Raw genomic sequence first — 21,737 nt, 5'->3', positions numbered from 1 at the left:
ATCAGACCCCCGCAGCCGCGAGCTCGGCGGCCCGCTCGGCCGCTCCATCCATCGTGTCGACCCGCTGCACCAGCGGGTTCGCCGCGGCGTCGAGGATTGCCCGACCCGCCTCGGCGTTGTTGCCGTCGAGCCGTACGACCAGCGGCTTGTCGACCTGCTCGCCGCGCTCGGCGAGCAGGGCCAGCGCCTGGACGATACCGTTGGCGACCTCGTCGCAGGCGGTGATGCCGCCGAAGACGTTGACGAACACGCTCTTGACCGCCGGGTCGGAGAGCACGATCTCCAGGCCGTTGGCCATCACCGCGGCACTCGCGCCGCCGCCGATGTCGAGGAAGTTGGCCGGCTTGACGCCGCCGTGCCGCTCCCCGGCGTACGCGACCACGTCGAGCGTGGACATGACCAGGCCGGCGCCGTTGCCGATGATGCCCACGGCACCGTCGAGCTTGACGTAGTTGAGGTCCTTCTCCTTGGCCCGCTGCTCCAGCGGATCCACCGCGGCCTGGTCGACCAGTGCCTCGTGGTCCGGGTGCCGGAACCCGGCGTTCTCGTCCAGGGTGATCTTGGCGTCGAGCAGCAGGACGTCGCCCTTTGCCGTACGGGCCAACGGGTTGACCTCGACAAGGGTGGCGTCCTCGGCGACGAACGCCCGCCACAGGCCGACCGCGATCTCGGCGATCTGGTCGGCCACCACGGCCGGGAACTGGGCCGCGGCGACGATCTCGTTCGCCTTGGCCAGGTCGACGCCGACGTTGGCGTCGATCGCGATCTTGGCAACCCGCTCCGGGGTCTCGACGGCGACCTGCTCGATGTCCATACCGCCGGCCACGCTGGCGATGCAGAGGAAGGTGCGGTTCGCCCGGTCGAGCAGGTAGGAGAGGTAGTACTCCTCGGCGATCTCCGCGGTCACGGTGATCATGACCTTGTGGACCGTGTAACCCTTGATGTCCATGCCCAGGATGTCGGTGGCACGGGCCACCGCATCCTCGGGGTTGTCGGCGAGCTTGACCCCGCCGGCCTTGCCCCGGCCGCCGACCTTCACCTGGGCCTTGACGACCACTCGGCCACCGAGGCGATCGGCGATCGCGCGGGCCTCCTCCGGGGTGGTGGCGACGCCGCCGGCGAGCACGGGCAAACCGTGCCGCTCGAACAGCTCGCGCCCCTGGTATTCGTACAGGTCCACGATTGCGCGTCCCGTCCAGTCTCCGCGGCGCGCCGTCGCGCCGCCGCCAGCGTGAAATGAGTTGACGCCTGCCGTACCAAAAGAAACAGGCCTCCGGCCGCAGCCTAGCGAGATGGGCACCAGGGGCAACCGAGCGGGTGCGCGGTGTGCGGTACTGCACAACTCGCCCACACCCGGATACCGCGCCGCCCCGCGTCGCCGGCACCCGACGCAAAGCTTTCTGCGCGATCTCGCGACAACCGCGTAACCCCCACGGGAAGCCGTCGTTGAGTCAGATGTCGGAGCGCTGAGCCGCGCGATGACGGGTAAGCGGCCGATGCCCTGTCGGTCGAGGGGTGGCGGCGGGGCATCGCGCATAGAGAGGCCGGACGTGTGAGGGGTGCGTCCGGCCTCTCCCCCCGTCAGTACGCCTGACGGGGGTGCCGTCGCCTGCCCGCATCGAAGGCAGTTGTGTCAGTTCATCGACCCCGACCGACGGTTCCGTGCCCAGCATCACACCGGCAGCCGCTCATGGTCACGCAGCGCTATCGCAGCACCGGCCACCGCTCAGGCAACCGGCTGGGCCACGTTCTCCCGTACCCACTCCACGATCGCCTGGGTGGTCGCGCCGGGAGTGAAGATCTTGGCAACCCCGATCCGCTCCAGTTCGGGGATGTCGGCCTCCGGGATGATGCCGCCGCCGAAGACGACCATGTCCTGGGCATCCCGCTCGGCCAGCAGTTCGACCACCCGGCGGAACAGGGTCATGTGCGCGCCCGAGAGGACCGACAGGCCGACCGCGTCCGCGTCCTCCTGGATGGCGGTCTCGACGATCTGCTCCGGGGTCTGGTGCAGGCCCGTGTAGATGACCTCCATGCCGGCGTCCCGCAACGCGCGGGCGACCACCTTCACGCCACGGTCGTGCCCGTCCAAGCCGGGCTTGGCGACGACGACCCGCGTTCGAGAGCTCATCAGCACACCTTTCGAGGGCACCTCGGCAACCACCTTAACGAACGGTAACCCGAGGTCCGTACGACATGGAATCTGGGCGGTACGCCGGGCCGGCGAGCGGGCCCCGCCGAGCGTCCGGGCGGGACCCCGACCCCATCCGGGCAACCGGGTGGGGAGTGCCGCCGGGCCGTCACTGCGTGTCGCCACGGACCGATTCGACTGACCCGCCGTACCACTCACGATGACTGACAGTTACTAACGATAAGACCCACTAATGGTTACGAAATTGGGCGTTTCCTGACGGACAGGCGCACCGGACGACGACAAAGCCGTGGGGTGACTTGTGGGCCGACTAGGCGGCGGTTACCGTGACGACGGTTGTCATCAGGTCCACGATCGGGTGACAACACGGTCCGCCGGTGTGGTTCTCGCTTCATCCACACGGGCACGACCGGTTCAAATACCCGACAACGGAGGGTGTGCGTGCGCCAGCGCCTGTCGTCTGAGCCCGATCGCTATCGCGGGCGACGCCGCGTACCCACTCCCCCGCGCAGTCGCTATGCCGCAGTTGTCACCACCGCCTTCGTCGGTGCCGGGATCGTCGCCCTGGGCGCGGCAGCAATGCCCGACGCCAAGGCGGTCAGCCCCACCACCCTGGCCGATCTCGAGAACGCCGCGGCCACCAGTGACGACCTCGCCTCGCGTGCGGACACCGCGGAGCGGGCGTCACGTGAAGAAGACCGCTCGGGCATCGCCAGCACGATGGCGGAGGCGCCGGACGTCTGGCTGCTGCCGCTGCACGGCTACAACTTCACCTCGCCCTACGGCATGCGCTGGGGCGACCTGCACACCGGCGTCGACCTGGCCGCCGCCGAGGGCACCCCGTACCGCGCGATCCACGGCGGTACGGTCACCCGCGCCGGCTGGTACGGCGGCTACGGCCTCTGCGTGATCGTGCAGCACCCGGACGGCACCGAGGCGGTCTACGGCCAGTCCTCCAAGCTCTCGGTGAAGGTGGGCCAGGAGGTCAAGGCCGGCGACGAACTCGGCCTGGTCGGCATGACCGGCCACTCGTACGGCTCCCACCTGCACCTCGAGGTGCACGTCGACGGGGTTCCGCGCGACCCGATCCCGTACCTGCGGGACAAGGGAGTGGACCTGCAGACCGAGGTCGAGGCAATCTACGGCGGCGTGGGCGCTTCGTAGCCCGACGTAATACATCGATCACCGCCCGGACACGTGTCCGGGCGGTTTTTCGTGTGCCCGATCGGCAAAGTTCCCTACGCCACAGGAGTCGGTGTGACCGGGGACACGTTGATCTTCGGCCGATATCCGGTATCCCAGCCGCAATTCCGACAAAATCCAGCGCCGTACGGCCACCCCGAACCGCCCGCACTCGACCCGATGCCGCAGGTCAGAGGCACAACCGACCACCATTTCCGGGTCAGTTCCAGTACCCCCGGAGGTTCCACCCGTGCCCGAAATCCAGCCGCTCGACGACCGCGACCGCGAAGAGGGCGGAGACGACCGCCAGCCGGGCACCGGGGTGGCCCGACACCGGGCCGTCCGGAGCCGGGTCAGCCGCAGCGCGTACGTCGCGACCGGGCTGGCCGTACTCATCGGGTTCGGTGTCGCAGCGGTCACCGTCGGCGGTGACGGCGACCAGTCGGACAACACCGCCCTGGTGGCCGAGGACGCCGCCGCCCGCGCCAACGCCGCCCACCGGGCCGACCGGTCCCAGCGGGATCCGATCCTCGAATCACCGAGTGCCGTCCCCACCAGCGCACTGGCGCCGACCGGATCGCCGTCCCCGACGCCGACCGCCGTCCCGTCCAGCCCGGTCGCACCGACCAGCGCGGCCCCGACGGTCAAGAAGAAGGCCACCGCCAAGCCCAAGCCGACACCCGCCCGGACCACGGCGAAGCCGACGAAGGCCAGCACCGCGGCCTGGGTGAGCCCGATGCCCGGCGCGCCGGTCAGCTCCTGCTACGGCATGCGCGGCGGCGTACTGCACGCCGGGATCGACCTGGCCGACCCGGAGAACACCCCGATCCACGCGGTCGCCGCCGGCACCGTGATCACCGCCGGCGCGGCCTACGACGGGTACGGCATCTCGGTGGTCATCGACCACGGCAACGGGATCCTGACCCACTACGCCCACCAGAACCGGACCGCGGTCAAGGTCGGCGACAGGGTCACCCCCGGTCAGGTCATCGGGTACGAGGGCGCCACCGGTGACGCCACCGGTCCCCACCTGCACTTCGAGGTGCACCAGGGCGGGCTCTGGAACCAGATCGACCCGGCGGTGTTCATGCGCTCGCACGGCGTCGACCTCGGGTGCTGATCGCCCGAACCGAGACTCACCCGTGGTGGTGGTGAAGCCGTCGGGCCCGCATCCGGTCCTCCCGGATACGGGCCCGACGGCATTTCCGTCACCGCTGTAGCGCCCCGCTCAGCGCCGGAGCGACACGTCAGAGCTTCTCGACCGGGGCGTGCCGCAGCACCAGCCACATCGTCTGGTCGCCGAAGTCGATCTGAGCCCGCGCCCCGGGCCCGTGTCCCTCCACCGCGAGCACCCGGCCGAGGCCGTACCGCTGGTGGTTGACCCGGTCCCCGGCCTCGACCTTCGGGGTCTGCGGGAGTTCACTGGCGGTGGTGAGTCGACTGGCGTCGACACCGAGCCGGCTGGCGAGCTGCGCCGCCTTCGGCGTACCCCCGGTGAAGCCGCCGCCGCGACCGGCCGAGCCGGCCCCCGCGCCGCCGGACCGCCCACCCACGCCGCCGCCGGTGCCGGACCACGAGGTGTACGACCCCTCGGTGCGCTCCCAGCGCACCAGATCGGTCGGCAGCTCGGCCACGAAACGCGACGCCGGGTTGTACGACGGCTGCCCCCACGCCGATCGGGTGACCGCGCGGGACAGGTAGAGCCGTTGCCGGGCACGGGTGATGCCGACGTACGCCAGCCGGCGCTCCTCCTCCAGCTCGCGGGTGTCGCCGAGGGCACGCAGGTGCGGGAAGACGCCGTCCTCCAACCCGGTGAGGAAGACGACCGGGAACTCCAGCCCCTTGGCCGTGTGCAGGGTCATCAGGGTGACCACACCCTGGTGCACCTCGGGCTCCTCGCCGTCGGCCGCCGGACCCGCCTGGTCGGGGATCTGGTCGGCGTCGGCGACCAGGGCGACCTGCTCCAGGAAACCGGCGAGGGTGGCGCCGGTCCCGTCCTCGGACTGCGCCTCGACCCGCTCGGTGTACTCCCGCGCGACGCTCACCAGCTCCTGGAGGTTCTCCACCCGCCCGGCGTCCTGCGGGTCGAGGCTCTCCTCCAACTCGCTCAGGTAGCCGGAGCGGGTCAGCAGCGACTCCAGGACCTCCTCCGGCGAGGCCGTCTCGGCCAGCTCGCGGGCGGCGTCGAGCAGGGCGACGAAGTCGGCGATCGAGTTCGCGGCCCGGGTGGAGATTCCCGGTGCGTTGCCGGCCCGGCGCAGCGCGGCCCCGAAGGAGATCCGGTCCCGGGTGGCGAGCGCCTCGACGCACGCCTCGGCCCGGTCACCGATCCCCCGGCGGGGGGTGTTGAGCACCCGGCGCAGGCTCACCGTGTCGTCGTCGTTGACCACCGCACGCAGGTACGCCAACGCGTCGCGTACCTCCTTGCGCTCGTAGAAGCGCACCCCGCCGACCACCTTGTACGGCAGCCCGACCCGGATGAAGACCTCCTCGAACACCCGCGACTGGGCATTGGTGCGGTAGAAGACCGCCACCTCGCCCGGCCGGGTCAGCCCCTCGTCGGTGAGCCGGTCGATCTCCCGGGCCACCCAGTCGGCCTCGGCGTGCTCGGTGTCGGCGACGTAACCGACGATCTGCTCACCGGCACCGGCCTCGCTCCACAACCGCTTCGGCTTGCGCGAGGTGTTCCGGTCGATCACCGCGTTGGCCGCGTTCAGGATGGTCTGGGTGGAGCGATAGTTCTGCTCCAGCAGGATGGTCCGGGCGTCGGTGAAGTCCCGCTCGAACTCCAGGATGTTCCGGATCGTCGCTCCCCGGAAGGCGTAGATCGACTGGTCCGCGTCGCCGACCACGCAGAGCTCGCCCGGGGGCAGCCCGTCGTCGCCGATCGGCTCGCTGCCGACCAGCTCCTTGATCAGGGTGTACTGCGCGTGGTTGGTGTCCTGGTACTCGTCGACCAGCACGTGCCGGAACCGGCGCCGGTAGCTCTCCGCCACGTGCGGATGGGACTGCAACAGGTGCACGGTGGTCATGATCAGGTCGTCGAAGTCGAGCGCGTGCGCCTCCTTGAGGCGCTGCTGGTAGCGGGTATACGCCTCGGCCAGGGCGCGCTCGTTGGGACCCTTCGCCCGACCCGCGAACTCCTCCGGGTCGACCAGCTCGTTCTTCAGGTTGGACACCTGGGCCGCCAACCCGCGCGCCGGATAGCGCTTCGGGTCCAGGTCCAGCTCCCGGGCCACCATCTGCATCAACCGCCGCGAGTCGTCGGCGTCGTAGATGGAGAAGGTCGACTTCATCCCGGCGTGCTCGTGCTCGGCCCGCAGGATCCGTACGCAGGCGGAGTGGAACGTGGAGACCCACATCATCCGGGCCCGGGGACCGACCAGGGCGGCCACCCGTTCCTTCATCTCACCGGCGGCCTTGTTGGTGAAGGTGATCGCGATGATCTCACCGGGATGCACCTGCCTGGCCGCGAGCAGATAGGCGATCCGGTGGGTCAGCACCCGGGTCTTGCCCGACCCCGCGCCGGCCACGATCAGCAGCGGCGAACCGGCGTGCGTCACGGCGTCGCGCTGCGGGCCGTTCAGCCCGGTGAGCAGGGCCTGTGGATCGAGAGCCGGGCCGGACGGCGGACGCGGCGTCGAGGACTGGATCGGCGGGGTTTCGAAGAGGGCATGCATCGCAGCGCAAGTCTAGGCCGCCGGTCCGACAACACCCTCCTGCCCTGCCGTCCGGCAACCAACTCGTCACCCGGCTGGACTGGTGGGTTCCGGCCCGATCGAGAACGATGACCGGGTACCGACCCCGGACAGCGTTACCGCACTCGATGGGAAGAATTCTGATGAGTCGACCACGTCCGCGCGGCTGGGCGCTGGTGCGGCACCTGATGGTGCCCGCCCTCGCCCTCGCCGTCGTCACCACCCTGCCCTTCGCCCCCGCCGTGCAACCGACCCCGACGACCGACGAGTGGACCGCCCTGAAGCCGGTCTCGGTCTCGTACGGCACACCGACCGGTCGCCCGGCCAAGGGCAACTTCCTCAGCTACAACGACTTCCACGGCGCCATCGACCCGCCGACCGGCAGCGGCGCCGCGGTCAACGGCACCCCGGCCGGCGGTGTCGAATACCTGGCGACCTGGCTGAAGAAGCTCCGCGCCGAGGCATCCGCCGAGGGTCGCAAGAGCACCACCGTCGGTGCCGGTGACCTGATCGGCGCCACCCCGCTGGTCAGCGCCGCCTTCCACGACGAGCCGACGATCGAGCTGATGGACCTGATCGGGCTGGACATCAGCTCGGTCGGCAACCACGAGTTCGACGAGGGCGTCGAGGAACTGATCCGGATCAACCGGGGCGGCTGCCACCCGGTCGACGGCTGCCAGGACGGCGACGGCTTCGCCGGTGCCCGGTTCACCTACCTGGCCGCGAACACGGTGAGCCGGCGTACCGGGCTGCCGATCCTGCCGCCGGTCGACATCCGCCTGGTCGACGGCGTACCGGTCGGGTTCGTCGGGCTGACCCTGGAGGGCACCCCGGGCATCGTCAACCCGGCCGGGATCAGCTCGGTCCGGTTCACCGACGAGATCGAGACCGCCAACCTGTGGGGCACCCTGCTCAAGCTCGCCGGGGTCAAGGCACAGGTCCTGCTCCTGCACGAGGGCGGCTCCCAGTCCGGCGGGCCCTCCGACTGCACCAACTTCTCCGGCCCGCTCAAGTCGATCGTGGCCGGGCTGCGTCCCGAGTTCGGGCTGGTCGTCAGCGGGCACACCCACCGCGCCTACTCCTGCTCGCTGCCGAACTCCTCCGGTGCGAACAGCGTCGTCACCAGTGCCGGCACCAACGGCCAGCTGATCAGCGACATCGACTACTCGCTGGACCGGCGGACCGGCCGGTTCACCGAGATCACCGCGCGCAACGTCATCGTCGAGAACGGCGTACGCAACGCCGACGGGACCTGGCAGCAGACCACCCCCGGCAACTTCGTCCGCAACCCGGCCCTGGTGGAGCCCCGGGCGAAGGCCCTGGCCGACAAGTACCGGGCGGCGGTCGCCCCGATCGCGGACCGGGTGGTCGGACGGATCACCGCAGACATCGTCCGGGACAACCTGCCCAACCAGGAGAGCCCGCTCGGTGACGTGATCGCCGACGCCCAGCTCGCCTGGACCGCCGCCAACGGGGCCCAGCTCGCGCTGATGAACCCGGGCGGCATCCGCGCCCCGCTGACGTACGGCACGTCGGCCGGGGGCGAGGCGCCCGGCGAGATCACGTACGGCGAGGCGTTCACCGTCCAGCCGTTCAACAACCTGGTGGTCACCCAGACCTTCACCGGGGCACAGCTCAAGGACGTGCTGGAACAGCAGTTCGTCGGCTTCAGCGGGCAGACCTCGCAGCGGGTGCTCCAGGTCTCGGCGGGGCTCACGTACAGCTATGACACCACCCTGCCGGCCGGCGGCCGGGTCACCGGCCTGGCCCTCGGCGGCGTGCCGGTTGATCCGGCGGCCAGCTACCGGGTCACCACGAACGACTTCCTGGCCAACGGCGGTGACGGCTTCACCCTGCTCACCGGCGGCACCGACCGGACCACGGCGCCCGGTTTCGACGTCGACGCCCTGGTCGGCTACCTCGGCACGGGCGCTCCCGTGGCCCCCGGCCCGGCCAACCGCATCACCCGCCTCGGCTGAACATCAGGTGAGCGAGGGCCCCGACCGGTGCGAAAAAAGGTGGGAAGGGGCCCTTGTTCACCGAGATGCTTGCGCGGGGGGCCGTTCGGTGGGCATACTCGATTCGTGATCCAGCAGGCGCACTTCTACTTTTACTATGGCTCCGGGAGTCCGGCAGCCGTAGGTAGCGCCTGATCTAAAACCTACGAACGCCCCGGGCTCCTGGAGCCCGGGGCGTTTCGCTTCGGGGTCTGGAATTGCCAGGGGCCAACCCTCTCGGGAGCCCGGAAATGACCGCACACATGCTTGAGCAGCCCGCCAACTCGTCCGCGAACGCGCAGACCGGCACCGACTCGCCGGAGGCCGCGGCGCGGATCCTCGCCATGCGCGACCGGATCAACGAGATCGACAGCGCCCTGATCGCCCTATGGCAGGAACGGGCGAGCCTGTCCCAACAGGTCGGGGCGACCCGGGTCGCCTCCGGTGGCACCCGCCTGGTCCTCTCCCGCGAACGGGAGATCCTGGACAAGTTCCGTACCGCCCTGGGTGCGGACGGGACCCAGCTCGCACTCCTGGTGCTCCGCGCCGGCCGCGGGCCGCTCTGAACTCTCGCCCGCGCATCCGCAGGGCACGGGCCACCGTCGTACGTCATGGGCCGGACGAGGCCCGGGGCGCCGGTCGCATGGATGACGACCGACGCCCCGGACACTGAGGAGGCACTACCTTCACCGGTGACTCGAGCCGGGTGGGGCCCGGCCGCCGGCGTCTGAGCCGGCCTACTCGACCGCGTGCACCACGTCCCGCTCCTCGGCGAAGTGGCAAGCGCTCGGGTGGCCGGAATGCTCCCGTTGCACCAGCGGTGGATCCTCCTGGGCGCAGATCTCCTGGGCCTTCCAGCACCGGGTACGGAACCGGCAGCCGGACGGTGGGTTGGCCGGCGACGGCACGTCGCCCTCCAGCACGATCTGGTCCCGGTGACCGCGCAGCGTCGGATCCGGCACCGGCACCGCGGAGAGCAGTGCCTGGGTGTACGGGTGGGTCGGCCGCTCGTAGATCTCCTCGTTGTTGCCGATCTCGACGATCTTGCCGAGGTACATCACGGCGACCCGGTCGGCGATGTGCCGGACCACGGACAGGTCGTGCGCGATGAACACGTACGACAGGCCCAGCTCGTCCTGGAGCTTCTCCAGCAGGTTGATCACCTGGGCCTGGATCGACACGTCCAGCGCCGACACCGGCTCGTCACAGATGATGATCTCCGGGTTGAGCGCCAGCGCACGGGCGATCCCGATCCGCTGCCGCTGCCCACCGGAGAACTGGTGCGGGTACCGGTTGATGTGGTCCGGGTTGAGCCCGACCAGATCGATGAGCTGGCGCACCCGCTCCTGCCGGTCACCCCGCGGCAGGACATCGGTATGGATGTCGAACGGCTCGCCGATGATGTCGCCGACCGTCATCCGGGGGTTCAGCGACGTGTACGGATCCTGCAACACCATCTGGATGTTGCGTCGGGCCTTCCGCATCGCCGGCCCCTTGAGCCGGGTCATCTCCTCACCCCGGACGTCGATCGTGCCCGAGGTGGGTTTCTCGAGCCCGACCAGCAGTCTCGCCAGGGTCGACTTGCCGCAGCCGGACTCGCCGACGACGCCGAGGGTCTCCCCACGGCGCAGTTCCAGGTCGACCCCGTCCACCGCGCGGACCGCGCCGACCTGACTCTGGAACACGATGCCCCGGGTGATCGGGAAGTGCTTGACCAGCTGCTGGGTACGCAGCACGACCTCACTCATCGCCCAACACGTCCTTCCAGAAGTGGCAACGCGAAGTCCGGTCCCCGGCCACCTGGTACGCGGGCGGCGGCGGATCGGCCCGGCAGACGTCCTGGGCGTACCCGCACCTCGGGTTGAAGGCGCAGCCCGGCGGGATGTTCATCAGGTTCGGCGGCAGGCCCTTGATCACGTTGAGCTGCTGGCCCCGGAGGTCCAGCCGCGGGATCGATTCGAGCAGGGCCTTCGTGTACGGGTGCGCCGGGCGGGCGTAGACGTCGAACACCCCCGCCTCCTCGACCACCTTGCCGGCGTACATGATCGAGATCCGATCGGCGACGTCGGCGACCACCCCCATGTCGTGGGTGATCAGGATCAGGCCCATGTTGCGTTCCCGCCGGAGTTCGGCCAACAGGGTCATGATCTGGGCCTGGACCGTGACGTCCAGGGCGGTGGTCGGCTCGTCCGCGATCAACACCTCGGGGTCGAGCGCGAGTGCCATCGCGATCATCACGCGCTGGCGCATACCGCCGGAGAACTGGTGCGGGTAGTCGTTCACCCGCTGCTTCGCGGCCGGGATCTTCACCAGGTCGAGCAGTTCGACCGACCGCTGGCGAGCGTCCTTCTTGGACATCCCCCGGTGCACCCGGGACAACTCGTCGAGCTGGAAGCCCACCGAGAAGACCGGGTTCAGCGCGGAGAGCGCATCCTGGAAGATCATCGCGATCCGGTTCGCGCGTACCTTCCGCCGCTGCTCCTCGGGCAGCTTCAGCAGGTCGAGCCCCCGGTAGCGGACCTCGCCCTTGGTCACGTACCCGGGCGGGGTGTCCAGGATGCCCATGATCGCCTGAGCGGTCACCGACTTGCCACAGCCGGACTCACCGAGGATGGCCAGGGTCTCCCCCGCCTGCAGGGTGAAGTTGGCGCCGTTCACCGCACGCGCCACCCCGTTGGCCGTACGGAACTCCACGTGCAGATCGTTGACCCGGAGCAGCGGGGCGGTCTTGTCCAGGCCGGGCAGGACATCGATCTGTGCCTTGATATCGGTCACCGGAATCTCCTACCGCAGCTTCGGGTCGAAAGCGTCGCGGATCGCGTCGCCGAGCATGATGAACGCGAGCACGGTCATCGCCAGGAACGCCGACGGCGCGATCAGTGGGGTCGCGTTCTCCCGTACCCGCACGGTCGAACTGGAGATGTCGATGCCCCAGGAGATGGCCGGTGCCTTCAGCCCGATGCCGAGGAACGACAGGGTCGCCTCGACCGAGATGAAACCGCCGAGCGCGATGGTCAGCACCACCACGAACGGCGCGAGCGCGTTGGGCAGGATGTGCCGGAACATGATCCGGCCGTGCCCGGCACCGAGCATCCGGGCGGCGGCCACGTAGTCCTGGTTCTTCGCACTGATCACCGAGGAGCGCATGACCCGGGACGCGGTGGTCCAGCCAAGCACGCCCAGCACGATCACCACGGTCCAGATGCCGGTGCCCTGACGGTCGCCGGCGAGGCGCTTGCCGAGCACGATCGCGGCCAGCAGCAGCGGGATGCCCAGCACGATGTCGGTCACCCGGGACAGGATGGTGTCCACCCAGCCGCCGAAGTAACCCGACGAGAGGCCGACGACCAGCGCGATCGTGCCGGTCAGCAGCATGGCGAAGACGCCGACCTGGATCGACGCGCGAGCACCGTAGATGGTCCGGGCGAACAGGTCGCAACCCTGGAAGTCGTAACCGAACCAGGCCCGCCCGCTGGGCGGGGCGTACTGCCGGGACAGCGCGCAACTCGCGGGATCCGCCGGGGTGAACAGTTGCGGCACGATCGCCATCACCACGAAGAGCACCACCAGCGTGGCGGCGACCCAGAAGATGGGGTTACGGCGCAGGTCGCGCCAGGCGTCGCCGGCCAGGCTGCGCGGCTTGTCCGTCTTGGCACCACCGGCCGGTCCGACCGGGGCTGGATTCGCGGCGGGGGTCTCGGCCGCGGCGATCGATTCGAGATTACTCATAGCGGATCCTCGGGTCGAGCACGGCGTACATGATGTCGACGATCAGGTTCGCGACCAGGAAGACGATGACCAGCAGGCTGACGAAGCCGACAACCAGAGGTCCGTCCTCGGTACGGATACCGCGGAAGAGGTTGAACCCCACGCCGGGGATGTTGAACACGCCTTCGGTGATGATCGCGCCGCTCATCAGGCCACCGATGTCGATGCCGATGTAGGTGACGACCGGGATCAGCGAGTTGCGGAGCACGTGCACCCCGATCACCCGACGCGGCGGCAGGCCCTTGGCCCGGGCCGTACGGACGTAGTCGGCGCGCAGGTTCTCCGCCACCGAGGTACGGGTCAGCCGGGAGTAGGTGGCGAGCGAGAGTGATCCCAGCACCAGGCCCGGCAGGATCAGCGCCCACCAGGTCGGGTCACCACCGGCGGTCGGGGGGAACCAGCCGAGCTTGATGCCGAAGAAGTACTGGGCCAGCGGGGCCAGCACGATCACCGGCACGGAAATGAGTAGCAGGGTGAGGATCAGCGTGGCATTGTCGAACAGACCGGCGCGGCGGATGCCGGCGACCACGCCTGCGGTCACGCCGAACAGGATGGCGAACAGCACGCCGATCAGGGCGAGCCGGATCGTCACCGGCCAGGCCTGGGCGATCATGTCGCCGATCGGACGGCCGGTCAGCGAGGTGCCGAAGTCGAGTTGCAGCAGGCCTTTCATGTAGTAGCCGTACTGGACCCAGAAGCCTTCGTTCAGGTGGTAACGCTCGGTGAGGACCTGGACCTGGGCGGCAGTGACCGGGCGTTCGCCGACCAGGGACTGGATGACCCGCGCCGGGCTGCCCTGGTTGCTGAACATGAGCGCGTATACGAGCAGGGTGGCCCCGATGAACGTCAGGACCATCTGCAGCAGGCGCCGGACAATGAAACGGAACATGTCTTCGTCCTTCATGGGACAGGCGTCGATGGCTGCCTTGTGGACAGCGGACCGCAGTGGTGTGGACGCGGCGATGGCGTCACCGCACGGTCATCGGTGACGCCACGGAGGTGGTCCGCAGCGGGCACCACCCAGCCGCCGGACCACTCGCCGGATGGTCCGAGCCACCGAACTTCCCGCAGGTGACTCGGACCATCCGCCGCTCAGCGGTCAGTTCAGCTGACGGCTTCGATCTTCAGCAGGTCGACCCGGTTGAAGAGGTCGATCTCCACGTTCTTGACCTTGTTCGAGTGACCGAACGTGTTCTGCCCGAACCGCAGCGGGATCACCGGCATGTCCTTGACGAGGATGTCCTCGGCCTGCTGGTACTTCTTGATCGCCTCTTCGAGGCTCGGCGCCGCGGCGCCTTCCTTGACGAGAGCGTCGAAGGCCGGGTTGCTGTACCCGTAGTAGTTCGACGAACCGTTGGTGCTGTAGAGCGGGCCGAGGTAGTTCTCCATGGACGGGTAGTCCATGACCCAGCCCATGCGGAACATGCCGACCGGAGTCTTCGACTCCACCTTGGTCAGCAGGTCGGCGAACTTCGGCTCGGCGGTGCCGACGCACTCAACACCCAGGTTGGTCTTGAGCTGGTTGCAGGTGGCGTCCACCCACTCCTTGTGCCCACCGTCACCGTTGTACGAGATCTGGAGCTTGGCCGGGCCGCCGGCCGCGGTGTACTCGGCCTTCGCCTTGGCGGCGTCGAACACGCAGGCCTCGCCACAGGTGTTGTCCCGGTACCCGGCGACAACCGGCGAGACGAACGAGTGGGCCGACTTCTGCGAGTTCTTGAAGACCGCCTTGATGATCTCGTCCCGGTCGATCGCCTTCGAGATGGCCTTGCGGACCTCGGGCTTGGCGAACTCGGGCTGGAACGTCGGGAACGCGACGAACTGGAAGGTCGACGCCGGGGACTGCTTGAACCGGTCGCCGAGGTCCGTCTGGGCGCTCGACAGGTTCTCGGTCGGGATCGTCTTGATCACGTCGAGGTTGTCCGCCTGCAGGTCCGCGTAGGCCGAGGTGAGCTGCTGGTAGATCTTGAAGTTGACGCCGCCGACCTTCGGCTTGGTGCCGGGGAAGGCGTCGTACCGCTCGACCTCGATGCCCTGGTCGTGCTGCCACGAACCCTTGAGCTTGAACGGGCCGTTACCGACGATCGCGTCCTCGAAGCCCTCCTTGAGCACGCCCTCGGACTGCCATGCCGACGCCGGCAGCGGGTAGAACGAGGTGTAGCCCAGGACGGCCTTGAACTCGCTGAACGGGGCGGACAGCTTCACCGTGAAGGTGAGGTCGTCGACCTTCGCCAGGCCGCTCAGCTTCTTCGCCTTGGGCTCGGGGGCCTTCTGCGGGCCCTCCTCGCCGTCCGGGTCGGTCGACTGGAGGTCGGCGAAGCCTTCCACCTTGTCCCAGAAGTAGGACCCGCCGTTGCCGTTCGGGCCGTAGGCGCCGTGGTTCCAGGCGTTGATGTAGCTGTCGGCGTTGACCTTCTCACCGTTGTGGAAGGTGTAGCCGTCCTTCAGCTTGATCGTCCACAGGGTGTTGTCCGTCGACGAGATCGACTCGGCGGCGACCTCGAACGGCTTGTTGTCCTTGTCGAAGTCCACCAGCGGCGAGAAGAGCGCGGACAGGACCTGCGCCCCGCTCGTCTCCGTGGTGTTGGATGGGATCAGGTGCTGCGGCTCAGCGATCTCGATCGAGACGACCGCGTTGCTGTTCGACGACCCGGACTCTTCCGGGTCGCTGCTGCTGCAACCTGTAGCAATCAGCGCGATGGCGGTCGTAGCGACCGCCACCTTCAGGGTTTTCCCGCGCATGGGAGTGCCTCCTCAGGGCGCTCACGAGGGGGTGTGAGGTGCTTGACACTGTGACACCGAACGCCCGTTCCGTGAAGGTGCCGTTATCAAGCCGTTAGACCGAGAGCGTTCGGTGAATACTCACCAAGATCACCATTTGCCCTGCTAGATCTACCTCAACCGCCGCCGCGCGAGCACAAACAGCGCCGGCCGGAGGTGCACGCATCCACGAGCTTCGGCCACTCGCTCAGCTCCGGCGCGAACACTGTCGGATGTCAGACGCGTACCGAGGGTGTGGGTCCTGTGTCGACAGAAATTCCGCGGTCTCAAACCAACCGGCGGTCGGCGGCCCAGCGGGAAAGTTCGTAACGGTTGGACATCTGGAGCTTGCGCAGCACGTTGGAGACGTGCGTCTCGACCGTCTTGATCGAGATGAACAACTCCTTGGCGATCTCCTTGTAGGCGTACCCGCGGGCGAGCAACCGGAGCACCTCACGCTCCCGGTTGGTGAGCTGGTCCAGCTCCGGGTCGGCCACCGGCGCGTCCGGCCGGGCGGCGAAGGCGTCCAGCACGAAGCCGGCCAGCCGGGGACTGAACACCGCGTCCCCGTCGGCCACCCGGCGGATCGCCGAGGTCAACTCGTCCGGCGAGATCGTCTTGGTGACGTACCCCCGGGCACCGGCCCGGATCAGGCCGATCACGTCCTCGGCCGCGTCGGACACGCTCAGGGCGAGGAACCTGATCCCGGGATGGGTACGGCGCATCGCGTCCAGCACCGCCCGGCCCCCACCGTCGGGCATGTGTACGTCGAGCAGCACCACGTCCGGCACGGTCAGCGCGATCCGGTTGACCGCCTCGGCCACCGTGCTCGCCTCACCGACCACCTCGACGTGCACACCCAGTTCGGCCCGCACCCCGGCCCGGAACATCGCGTGGTCGTCGACCAGGAAGACCCGCAACCGCCGCTCGGCGGCACCCTCGGCCGTCCCGCTGTTCCCGGCCGTTCCGCTGTCCTCAGTCATGACCTCTCCTCGCTCTGCCCGGCCATGGTGCTACCAGGTGCTTCCCGAGCCGGCGCCGTCCCGGGTGGTCGGCATGATCAGCCGTACCTCGGTGCCGTCGCCCGGCTCGCTGCGGATCTCCGCCTTGCCACCGTGCCGGTCCATCCGCCCGATGATCGAGCCCCGTACGCCGTGCCGGTGATCTTCCACGGTAGTCGGGTCGAAGCCGGCACCACGATCGCGGACGAAGACGCTCACCTGCTCCGGCTCCACCTCGGCGTAGAGCGAGACCGTCTCGACCTTCGCGTGCCGGGCCGCGTTGACCAGGGCCTCGCGGGCCGCGGCGACCAGCGCGGCGATCCGCTCGTCGGTCTCCCGGTCGCCGACGACAACGGTTTCCACGCTGATCGCGAAGGTGTCCTCGACCTCGGCGGCCACCTGCTCCAGCGCGGCGGCGAACCGCTCCGTCGGCGACCCGGTGGGCTTGTACAGCCAGTTGCGCAGCGACCGTTCCTGACCCCTGGCCAGGCGCTGGACGGTCTTGATGTCGGCGGCGTTGCGCTGGATCAGGGCGAGGGTGTGCAGCACCTGGTCGTGCACCATCGCCGCCAGTTCGGCCCGCTCCCGCTCCCGGATCCGCCCCTCACGCTCCGTACGCAACTGGTTGAACATCCGCCAGAGCACCGGGGCGGCGACCACCCCGACACCGGCCAGCCCGACCAACGCGAAGATCACGCCGTTCGCGACCGCGTCGAAGTTGGCCTGCGGCGTGTAGACCGCCACCACGCCGACCACCCCGACCGCGACCAGCAGTCCGCCGCCGATGAAGCGCAGCACGAAGGCCCGCCGGTCGCTCTCCTCCAGTACCGCACCCAGCCAGGGCACGGGCATGGTCTCGCTCCACTGCCGGCGCCGTTCGGGGGTGGACTGGTGCCAGATCACGCCGGCACCCACCGCGATGATCGCGACCAGCCATCCCGCCGTGCCGGCGACGCCGGTGGAGCCGAACACCATGATCTGGATCACCAGTACGCCGAGCCCGATGGCCACGAACGGCAGCAGTTCCAGGATGTCCCGGCGCGGCGACACACCGGTCTCGCTGGCGCGTACCGGCACCACCGCCCAGAACGCCGCGTAGAGCAGCAGCCCCAGGCCGCTGAGCCCGAGCAGGACGACGAAGGCCACCCGTACCCGGACCACCGAGATGCCCAGGTGTTCGGCAACGCCGGTGGCCACGCCGGCCACCATGCGGTGGTCGCGGGCGCGGTAGAGGCGGGGCTCGGTGGCGGCGCTGATCGGTGACTCCCTGGTCGTGCCGGTCGGACCATCCCGGCGGTCGGGGCGATCCGGTCGTCGGCCGTGGACTCGATCGTCACACGTTTTCGGGCACCCTGACCACGGGGACGCCCCGGAACATTGCCGCCGGAGATCTCAGGGTGGCTTCAGGGTTCGCGCCTGAGGCCACTCGGACCGCCGGAAGACGAAACTCGTAACCATGACCGAAGAAGCTGCCGCGTCACGACGACCGGCCCCGACGGAGAGCGCCGACCCGCCGCAGCCTCCGCTGCCCGGTCCGGCATCTTCGCCCACCACGGCCGCCGGGGCCGACGCCCCGGCCGGGCCGGACGAACCGACCGGACCCGGTGCGGCGCCGCCGCCCGGCGGACCACCGCCGGGCGCCAACCCACCACCCCCCTGGGGGTACGGACCACCCCCCGGCCCGCCGCCACCCGGCCCGGCGGGCTTCACCTCCCGGTACGGCCTGGTCCGGCCCCGCGAGGGGCGCTACCTGGCCGGGGTGTGCGCGGCGATCGGCCGGGCCACCAACACCGACCCGATCCTGTGGCGGGTGCTCCTCGCCGTGCTGGGTTTCTTCGGCGGGATCGGGGTGCTGGTCTACGTCGCCGCCTGGCTGATCATCCCGGCCGAGGGGGACAGCGCCTCGCCGGTGGAGTCGATGCTGGGCCGGGGCCGGTCGAGCATGTCACCGGTGACCGTGATCGTCCTCGGGCTGCTGGTGGCGGTCATGTTCGGGCTGATCGTGACCGACTCCTTCCGGGCCATCATGCTCGGCGCGGCGATCCTGATCGGTGGCGCGCTGCTGCTCAACCGGAACGCCCGGGGCACCGGTGGTCCGGCGGGCGCACCGCCCGGGGTGCCGCCGCCCCCCGGACCGGCTTACGGCCCGGCGTACGGGGCGACGCCCTACGCGCCCTCCAGCGGGGCTCCGACGGCCACGCACGCCGAGGCGTACCCGGACTGGTACCGCCCGGCCGCACCGGCCCAGCCGGCCGGTCCCGCACCGGCGGCACCCGCGTACGCGGGCGGCTCCGGTCCGGCGTACGCCGGTGGTCCCGGCCCGGTGATCACGCCGCCGCCGTCCGGACCGGCGAACTGGCCGAGTGCCCCGTATGCGGCTCCCGGAGCCCCGTTGGGCGCACCGGCCGGTGGTTCGGTTCCGGGTGGCTACCGACCGCCCTTCGCACCGCACGGCCCGTACGCCGGCGGCGCCGGCCAACCACCGGGCTACCGGCCCGGTGCGGCCCCGGCCACCAAGCGCACCAAGCCGCCGAAGCCGCCCCGGGAGCGATCCCCGCTCGGCGCCGCCACCTTCTCCCTGATCTTCGTGGCGCTGGGGGTGGTGGTCATCCTCGACGTCAGCAACCGGGTTGAGGTCTCACCCGCCACCTACTTCGCCGCGGCGCTCGTCACCATCGCGCTCGGGCTCCTGGTCGGTGCCTGGTTCGGCCGCGCCCGTTGGCTGATCGCCCTCGGCCTGGTGGCGAGCGCGGCGCTCGGCATCTCCACCGTCGCCCAGTCGATCGACCCGCCGAACGGTCCGAACGGCACCGCGATCTGGACGCCGGCCAGCATCGACGATCTCGCCACCCGGTACGAGACGACCTTCGGCGACGGCACCCTCGACCTCACCCACGTCGACTTCACCGACCGGGACGTCCAGGTGACCGTCCAGGTCAACTTCGGCAAGCTCCGGGTGATGGTGCCGGCGAACGTGGACGTGACCACGAACGCGGACGTGAACGCCGGCGACGCGCGCATCTTCGGTGACCGGTGGAGCGGTGTGAACAACCCGTCCCGGCAGGTCACCGACCTTGGTGCGGACGGCCCCGGAGGCGGAAAGCTGCGCCTGTTCCTGCACGTCAACGCTGGTGATGCGGAGGTGTACCGATGAAGGCGCACCGGACCGACGGGGTCTCCCTGGTGTTCGCGCTGATCTTCCTGGGGGTCGCCGGTTGGTGGCTGGTCGCCCAGGTCCTCGACCTGAACCTGCCCGAGGTCGGCTGGATACTGGCCGGCGGGCTGATCCTGGTCGGCGTACTGGGTCTGCTCGGGGCGCTGCGCTCGGGGCGGTCCACGGCGGCGGCGACCCCGCCGGCCGCTCCGGTGACGGACGGTGGCCCGCTGCCGACGGCACCGGCCTCTGCCGCCCCCGGCACCGACCCGACCCCGGTCGGATTCACCACCTCCGACTACGGCACGGCCGACTCCACCACCCCGGAGTACCGCACGGCCGATTTCACCACCTCCGAGTACCGCACGGCCGAATCCACCACCCGCGAGTACGGCACCGCCGAATTCCCCCGGGTCGACCCGGACGCGACCGACCCCGTGCCGGGTCGACCGACCGGCGGCGTCGACCAGCCCCGGCCCGACGATCACCGGGACTGATACCGATCGCTGTGGTCCGGCGTGGGTCGTGCATAAACTGGCCGGCGGAGGTTTCCACCTCCGCCGGCCGGTCCGCGTCAGGCGACCGGTTAGGGCCCCACCGGGACGAGTCCCACTCGCCCGCCCTCACCCACCGAGGAGTTCGCTCCAGATGACCCAGTCCCCCGCCGTGCCCACCCCCGCTCCGCAGGGTCCGGTCCGCCTCGGCGAGCGGGCCGCCCGTACGCTCACCGCCGAGCTGGCCCGGCACCACGGTTCGAAGACCGCACTGCTGGTCGGGGCACAGGCGGACACCGCGGTGCTCGACGCCGCGATCAGTGCCCTGCTCCCCGGCGACGTGCTCACCCTCGTACCGGCCGAACCGGGCGACGCGGCGCAGCTACGCACCCACGTCGCCGCCCACGGTCCCTGGGTGGCCGACCGGATCCAGATCGTCGACGAACTCGCCGAGGCCCAGCCGGCGGAAATCGTGCTGGCGGCCGTCCCGCTGACCGGCACCGTCGACGAGACCCGTGCCACCCTGTCCGAACTGGGTGCACAACTCGCCAAGGGCGGGGTGCTGACGGTCGCGGTGCCGGCGATGCCCGGCCGGACCGAGGGCGCCGGCGCGGAACTGGACCGGCAGTCGGCCCTGTTCGGTGTCGGCACCGACCTGGTCCTGCTGAACCAACCACCGCTGCGGATCCACCGGCTCCGGTTCACCCCGGCGGAGGTCGCGACGGCCGCGCGGCTGGCGCCCGTGTACCGGCCGTCGAGCGTCCCGATCACCCGCACGATGCACATCGACTCGAACGGGATCGCCGCCGCCGGAATCGCACTCGGCCTGGCCGCACTCGCCAAGATCACCCGACCGAAGTCCCGGCTGTGGCTGGTGCCCGCGCTCGCCGCCGCCCCGGTGGCCGCGTTCTTCCGCGACCCGGAGCGTGACCTGCCCGACGACGAATCCGCCGTGGTCGCCGCCGCCGACGGCCGGGTGCTGTCGGTCGAGCGGCTCATCGACGAACGCTTCGGCGACGGCGAGTTCCTCCGCGTCGCGGTGTTCCTCTCCGTACTCGACGTGCACGTCAACCGGTCACCGGTGGCGGGCAAGGTGGTCGACTACTTCGTCGCCGACGGTGGTTTCGCCGCCGCGATGAAACCGGCTGCGGAGCACAACGTGGCCGCGTACACGGTGCTGGACACCGAGCGGGGCACGGTCGTGGTGGCGCAGCGTACGGGCCTGATCGCACGCCGGATCGTGCAGCGCGCCCCCGTGGGGGCACTGCTGGCCAAGGGTGAGCGGATCGGACTGATCCGGTTCGGCTCGCGTACCGACGTCTACCTGCCCGCCGAGGCGGCCGACCCGCTTGTGGGACCGGGCGACAAGGTGATCGGCGGGTCGTCGGTGATCGCACGCTGGCGCTGAGCCTGATGTGGGTCGGGGCGCCCCGGAGAGATCTCGGAGCGCCCCGACCACGGCGGTCGAGGCGCGTCGAGCATCGATCAGCCGGTGCCGGGCGCAGGGCCGTGGGTCAGATGGTGCCGGGAC

General features: G+C 69.9%; 16 protein-coding genes and 1 pseudogene. 7 read left to right on the top strand and 10 right to left on the bottom strand.

Features of this window, described 5'->3' with window-relative positions; genetic code table 11:
• Nucleotide 1: 1 nt before the first annotated feature.
• Both sucC and ACWEFB_RS33945 read right to left on the bottom strand, forming a co-directional pair.
• On the bottom strand, nt 2-1,180 hold the full coding sequence (gene sucC, locus ACWEFB_RS33950) for an ADP-forming succinate--CoA ligase subunit beta (protein ID WP_452292047.1): 1,179 nt from the start codon (nt 1,178-1,180) through the stop codon (nt 2-4).
• A 546-nt stretch (nt 1,181-1,726) separates the two neighbouring features.
• Complete coding sequence (locus ACWEFB_RS33945; protein ID WP_326560990.1) at nt 1,727-2,131, bottom strand: cobalamin B12-binding domain-containing protein; 405 nt, start codon at nt 2,129-2,131, stop codon at nt 1,727-1,729.
• Between the two features lie 462 nt (nt 2,132-2,593).
• On the opposite strand from ACWEFB_RS33945, the gene ACWEFB_RS33940 reads away from it, so the two are divergent.
• Nucleotides 2,594-3,316: a M23 family metallopeptidase gene (locus ACWEFB_RS33940; RefSeq protein WP_326560991.1), complete on the top strand. Its 723-nt coding sequence runs from the start codon at nt 2,594-2,596 to the stop codon at nt 3,314-3,316.
• 340 nt (nt 3,317-3,656) lie between these two features.
• Nucleotides 3,657-4,454: a M23 family metallopeptidase gene (locus tag ACWEFB_RS33935; RefSeq protein WP_452292083.1), complete on the top strand. Its 798-nt coding sequence runs from the start codon at nt 3,657-3,659 to the stop codon at nt 4,452-4,454.
• A gap of 127 nt (nt 4,455-4,581) precedes the next feature.
• Here ACWEFB_RS33935 and pcrA read toward each other — a convergent pair whose 3' ends face one another.
• Nucleotides 4,582-7,014: a DNA helicase PcrA gene (pcrA, locus tag ACWEFB_RS33930; protein ID WP_452292044.1), complete on the bottom strand. Its 2,433-nt coding sequence runs from the start codon at nt 7,012-7,014 to the stop codon at nt 4,582-4,584.
• A 161-nt stretch (nt 7,015-7,175) separates the two neighbouring features.
• On the opposite strand from pcrA, the gene ACWEFB_RS33925 reads away from it, so the two are divergent.
• Nucleotides 7,176-9,011: a bifunctional metallophosphatase/5'-nucleotidase gene (locus ACWEFB_RS33925; protein WP_452292042.1), complete on the top strand. Its 1,836-nt coding sequence runs from the start codon at nt 7,176-7,178 to the stop codon at nt 9,009-9,011.
• Nucleotides 9,012-9,280: 269 nt separating this feature from the next.
• Nucleotides 9,281-9,595 (top strand): chorismate mutase, encoded by a 315-nt coding sequence (locus ACWEFB_RS33920; protein WP_452292040.1) that lies wholly within the window; start codon nt 9,281-9,283, stop codon nt 9,593-9,595.
• Between the two features lie 171 nt (nt 9,596-9,766).
• Here ACWEFB_RS33920 and ACWEFB_RS33915 read toward each other — a convergent pair whose 3' ends face one another.
• From ACWEFB_RS33915 to ACWEFB_RS33885, 7 genes are all read right to left on the bottom strand, one after another.
• A complete protein-coding gene (locus tag ACWEFB_RS33915; protein ID WP_326560994.1) occupies nt 9,767-10,777 on the bottom strand; it encodes an ABC transporter ATP-binding protein in 1,011 nt (336 codons plus the stop codon).
• Nucleotides 10,770-11,804, bottom strand: coding sequence for an ABC transporter ATP-binding protein (locus ACWEFB_RS33910; RefSeq protein WP_452292038.1), 1,035 nt, complete (start codon nt 11,802-11,804; stop codon nt 10,770-10,772). Before ACWEFB_RS33910 ends, ACWEFB_RS33915 begins: the two co-directional genes overlap by 8 nt.
• Before the next feature lie 9 nt (nt 11,805-11,813).
• A complete protein-coding gene (locus ACWEFB_RS33905) occupies nt 11,814-12,758 on the bottom strand; it encodes an ABC transporter permease (RefSeq protein ID WP_326560996.1) in 945 nt (314 codons plus the stop codon).
• Nucleotides 12,751-13,686 (bottom strand): ABC transporter permease, encoded by a 936-nt coding sequence (locus ACWEFB_RS33900; protein WP_326560997.1) that lies wholly within the window; start codon nt 13,684-13,686, stop codon nt 12,751-12,753. The genes ACWEFB_RS33905 and ACWEFB_RS33900 overlap by 8 nt, the downstream gene beginning before the upstream one ends.
• A gap of 215 nt (nt 13,687-13,901) precedes the next feature.
• Nucleotides 13,902-15,539 carry a peptide ABC transporter substrate-binding protein gene (locus tag ACWEFB_RS33895; RefSeq protein WP_326560998.1) on the bottom strand — a complete coding sequence of 546 codons (1,638 nt, stop codon included), beginning with the start codon at nt 15,537-15,539 and terminating at the stop codon, nt 13,902-13,904.
• Between the two features lie 305 nt (nt 15,540-15,844).
• Complete coding sequence (locus ACWEFB_RS33890) at nt 15,845-16,540, bottom strand: response regulator (protein ID WP_452292035.1); 696 nt, start codon at nt 16,538-16,540, stop codon at nt 15,845-15,847.
• A gap of 30 nt (nt 16,541-16,570) precedes the next feature.
• Nucleotides 16,571-17,815, bottom strand: coding sequence for a PspC domain-containing protein (locus tag ACWEFB_RS33885; RefSeq protein ID WP_452292081.1), 1,245 nt, complete (start codon nt 17,813-17,815; stop codon nt 16,571-16,573).
• A 199-nt stretch (nt 17,816-18,014) separates the two neighbouring features.
• On the opposite strand from ACWEFB_RS33885, the gene ACWEFB_RS33880 reads away from it, so the two are divergent.
• From ACWEFB_RS33880 to ACWEFB_RS33870, 3 genes and pseudogenes are all read left to right on the top strand, one after another.
• Complete coding sequence (locus ACWEFB_RS33880; protein WP_326561000.1) at nt 18,015-19,712, top strand: PspC domain-containing protein; 1,698 nt, start codon at nt 18,015-18,017, stop codon at nt 19,710-19,712.
• Nucleotides 19,709-19,948 (top strand): annotated as a pseudogene (locus tag ACWEFB_RS33875) (hypothetical protein); the annotation flags it as partial. The gene ACWEFB_RS33880 and the pseudogene ACWEFB_RS33875, both read left to right, overlap by 4 nt.
• A gap of 412 nt (nt 19,949-20,360) precedes the next feature.
• The gene (locus tag ACWEFB_RS33870; RefSeq protein WP_326561001.1) at nt 20,361-21,614 is read left to right on the top strand and encodes a phosphatidylserine decarboxylase; all 1,254 of its coding nucleotides are present in this window, start codon (nt 20,361-20,363) and stop codon (nt 21,612-21,614) included.
• Nucleotides 21,615-21,737 lie beyond the last annotated feature (123 nt).

Source organism: Micromonospora sp. NPDC004704, from assembly GCF_053601675.1.
Note: the sequence above shows the minus strand (reverse complement) of the source record. Positions and strands in the feature narration are given on the sequence as shown.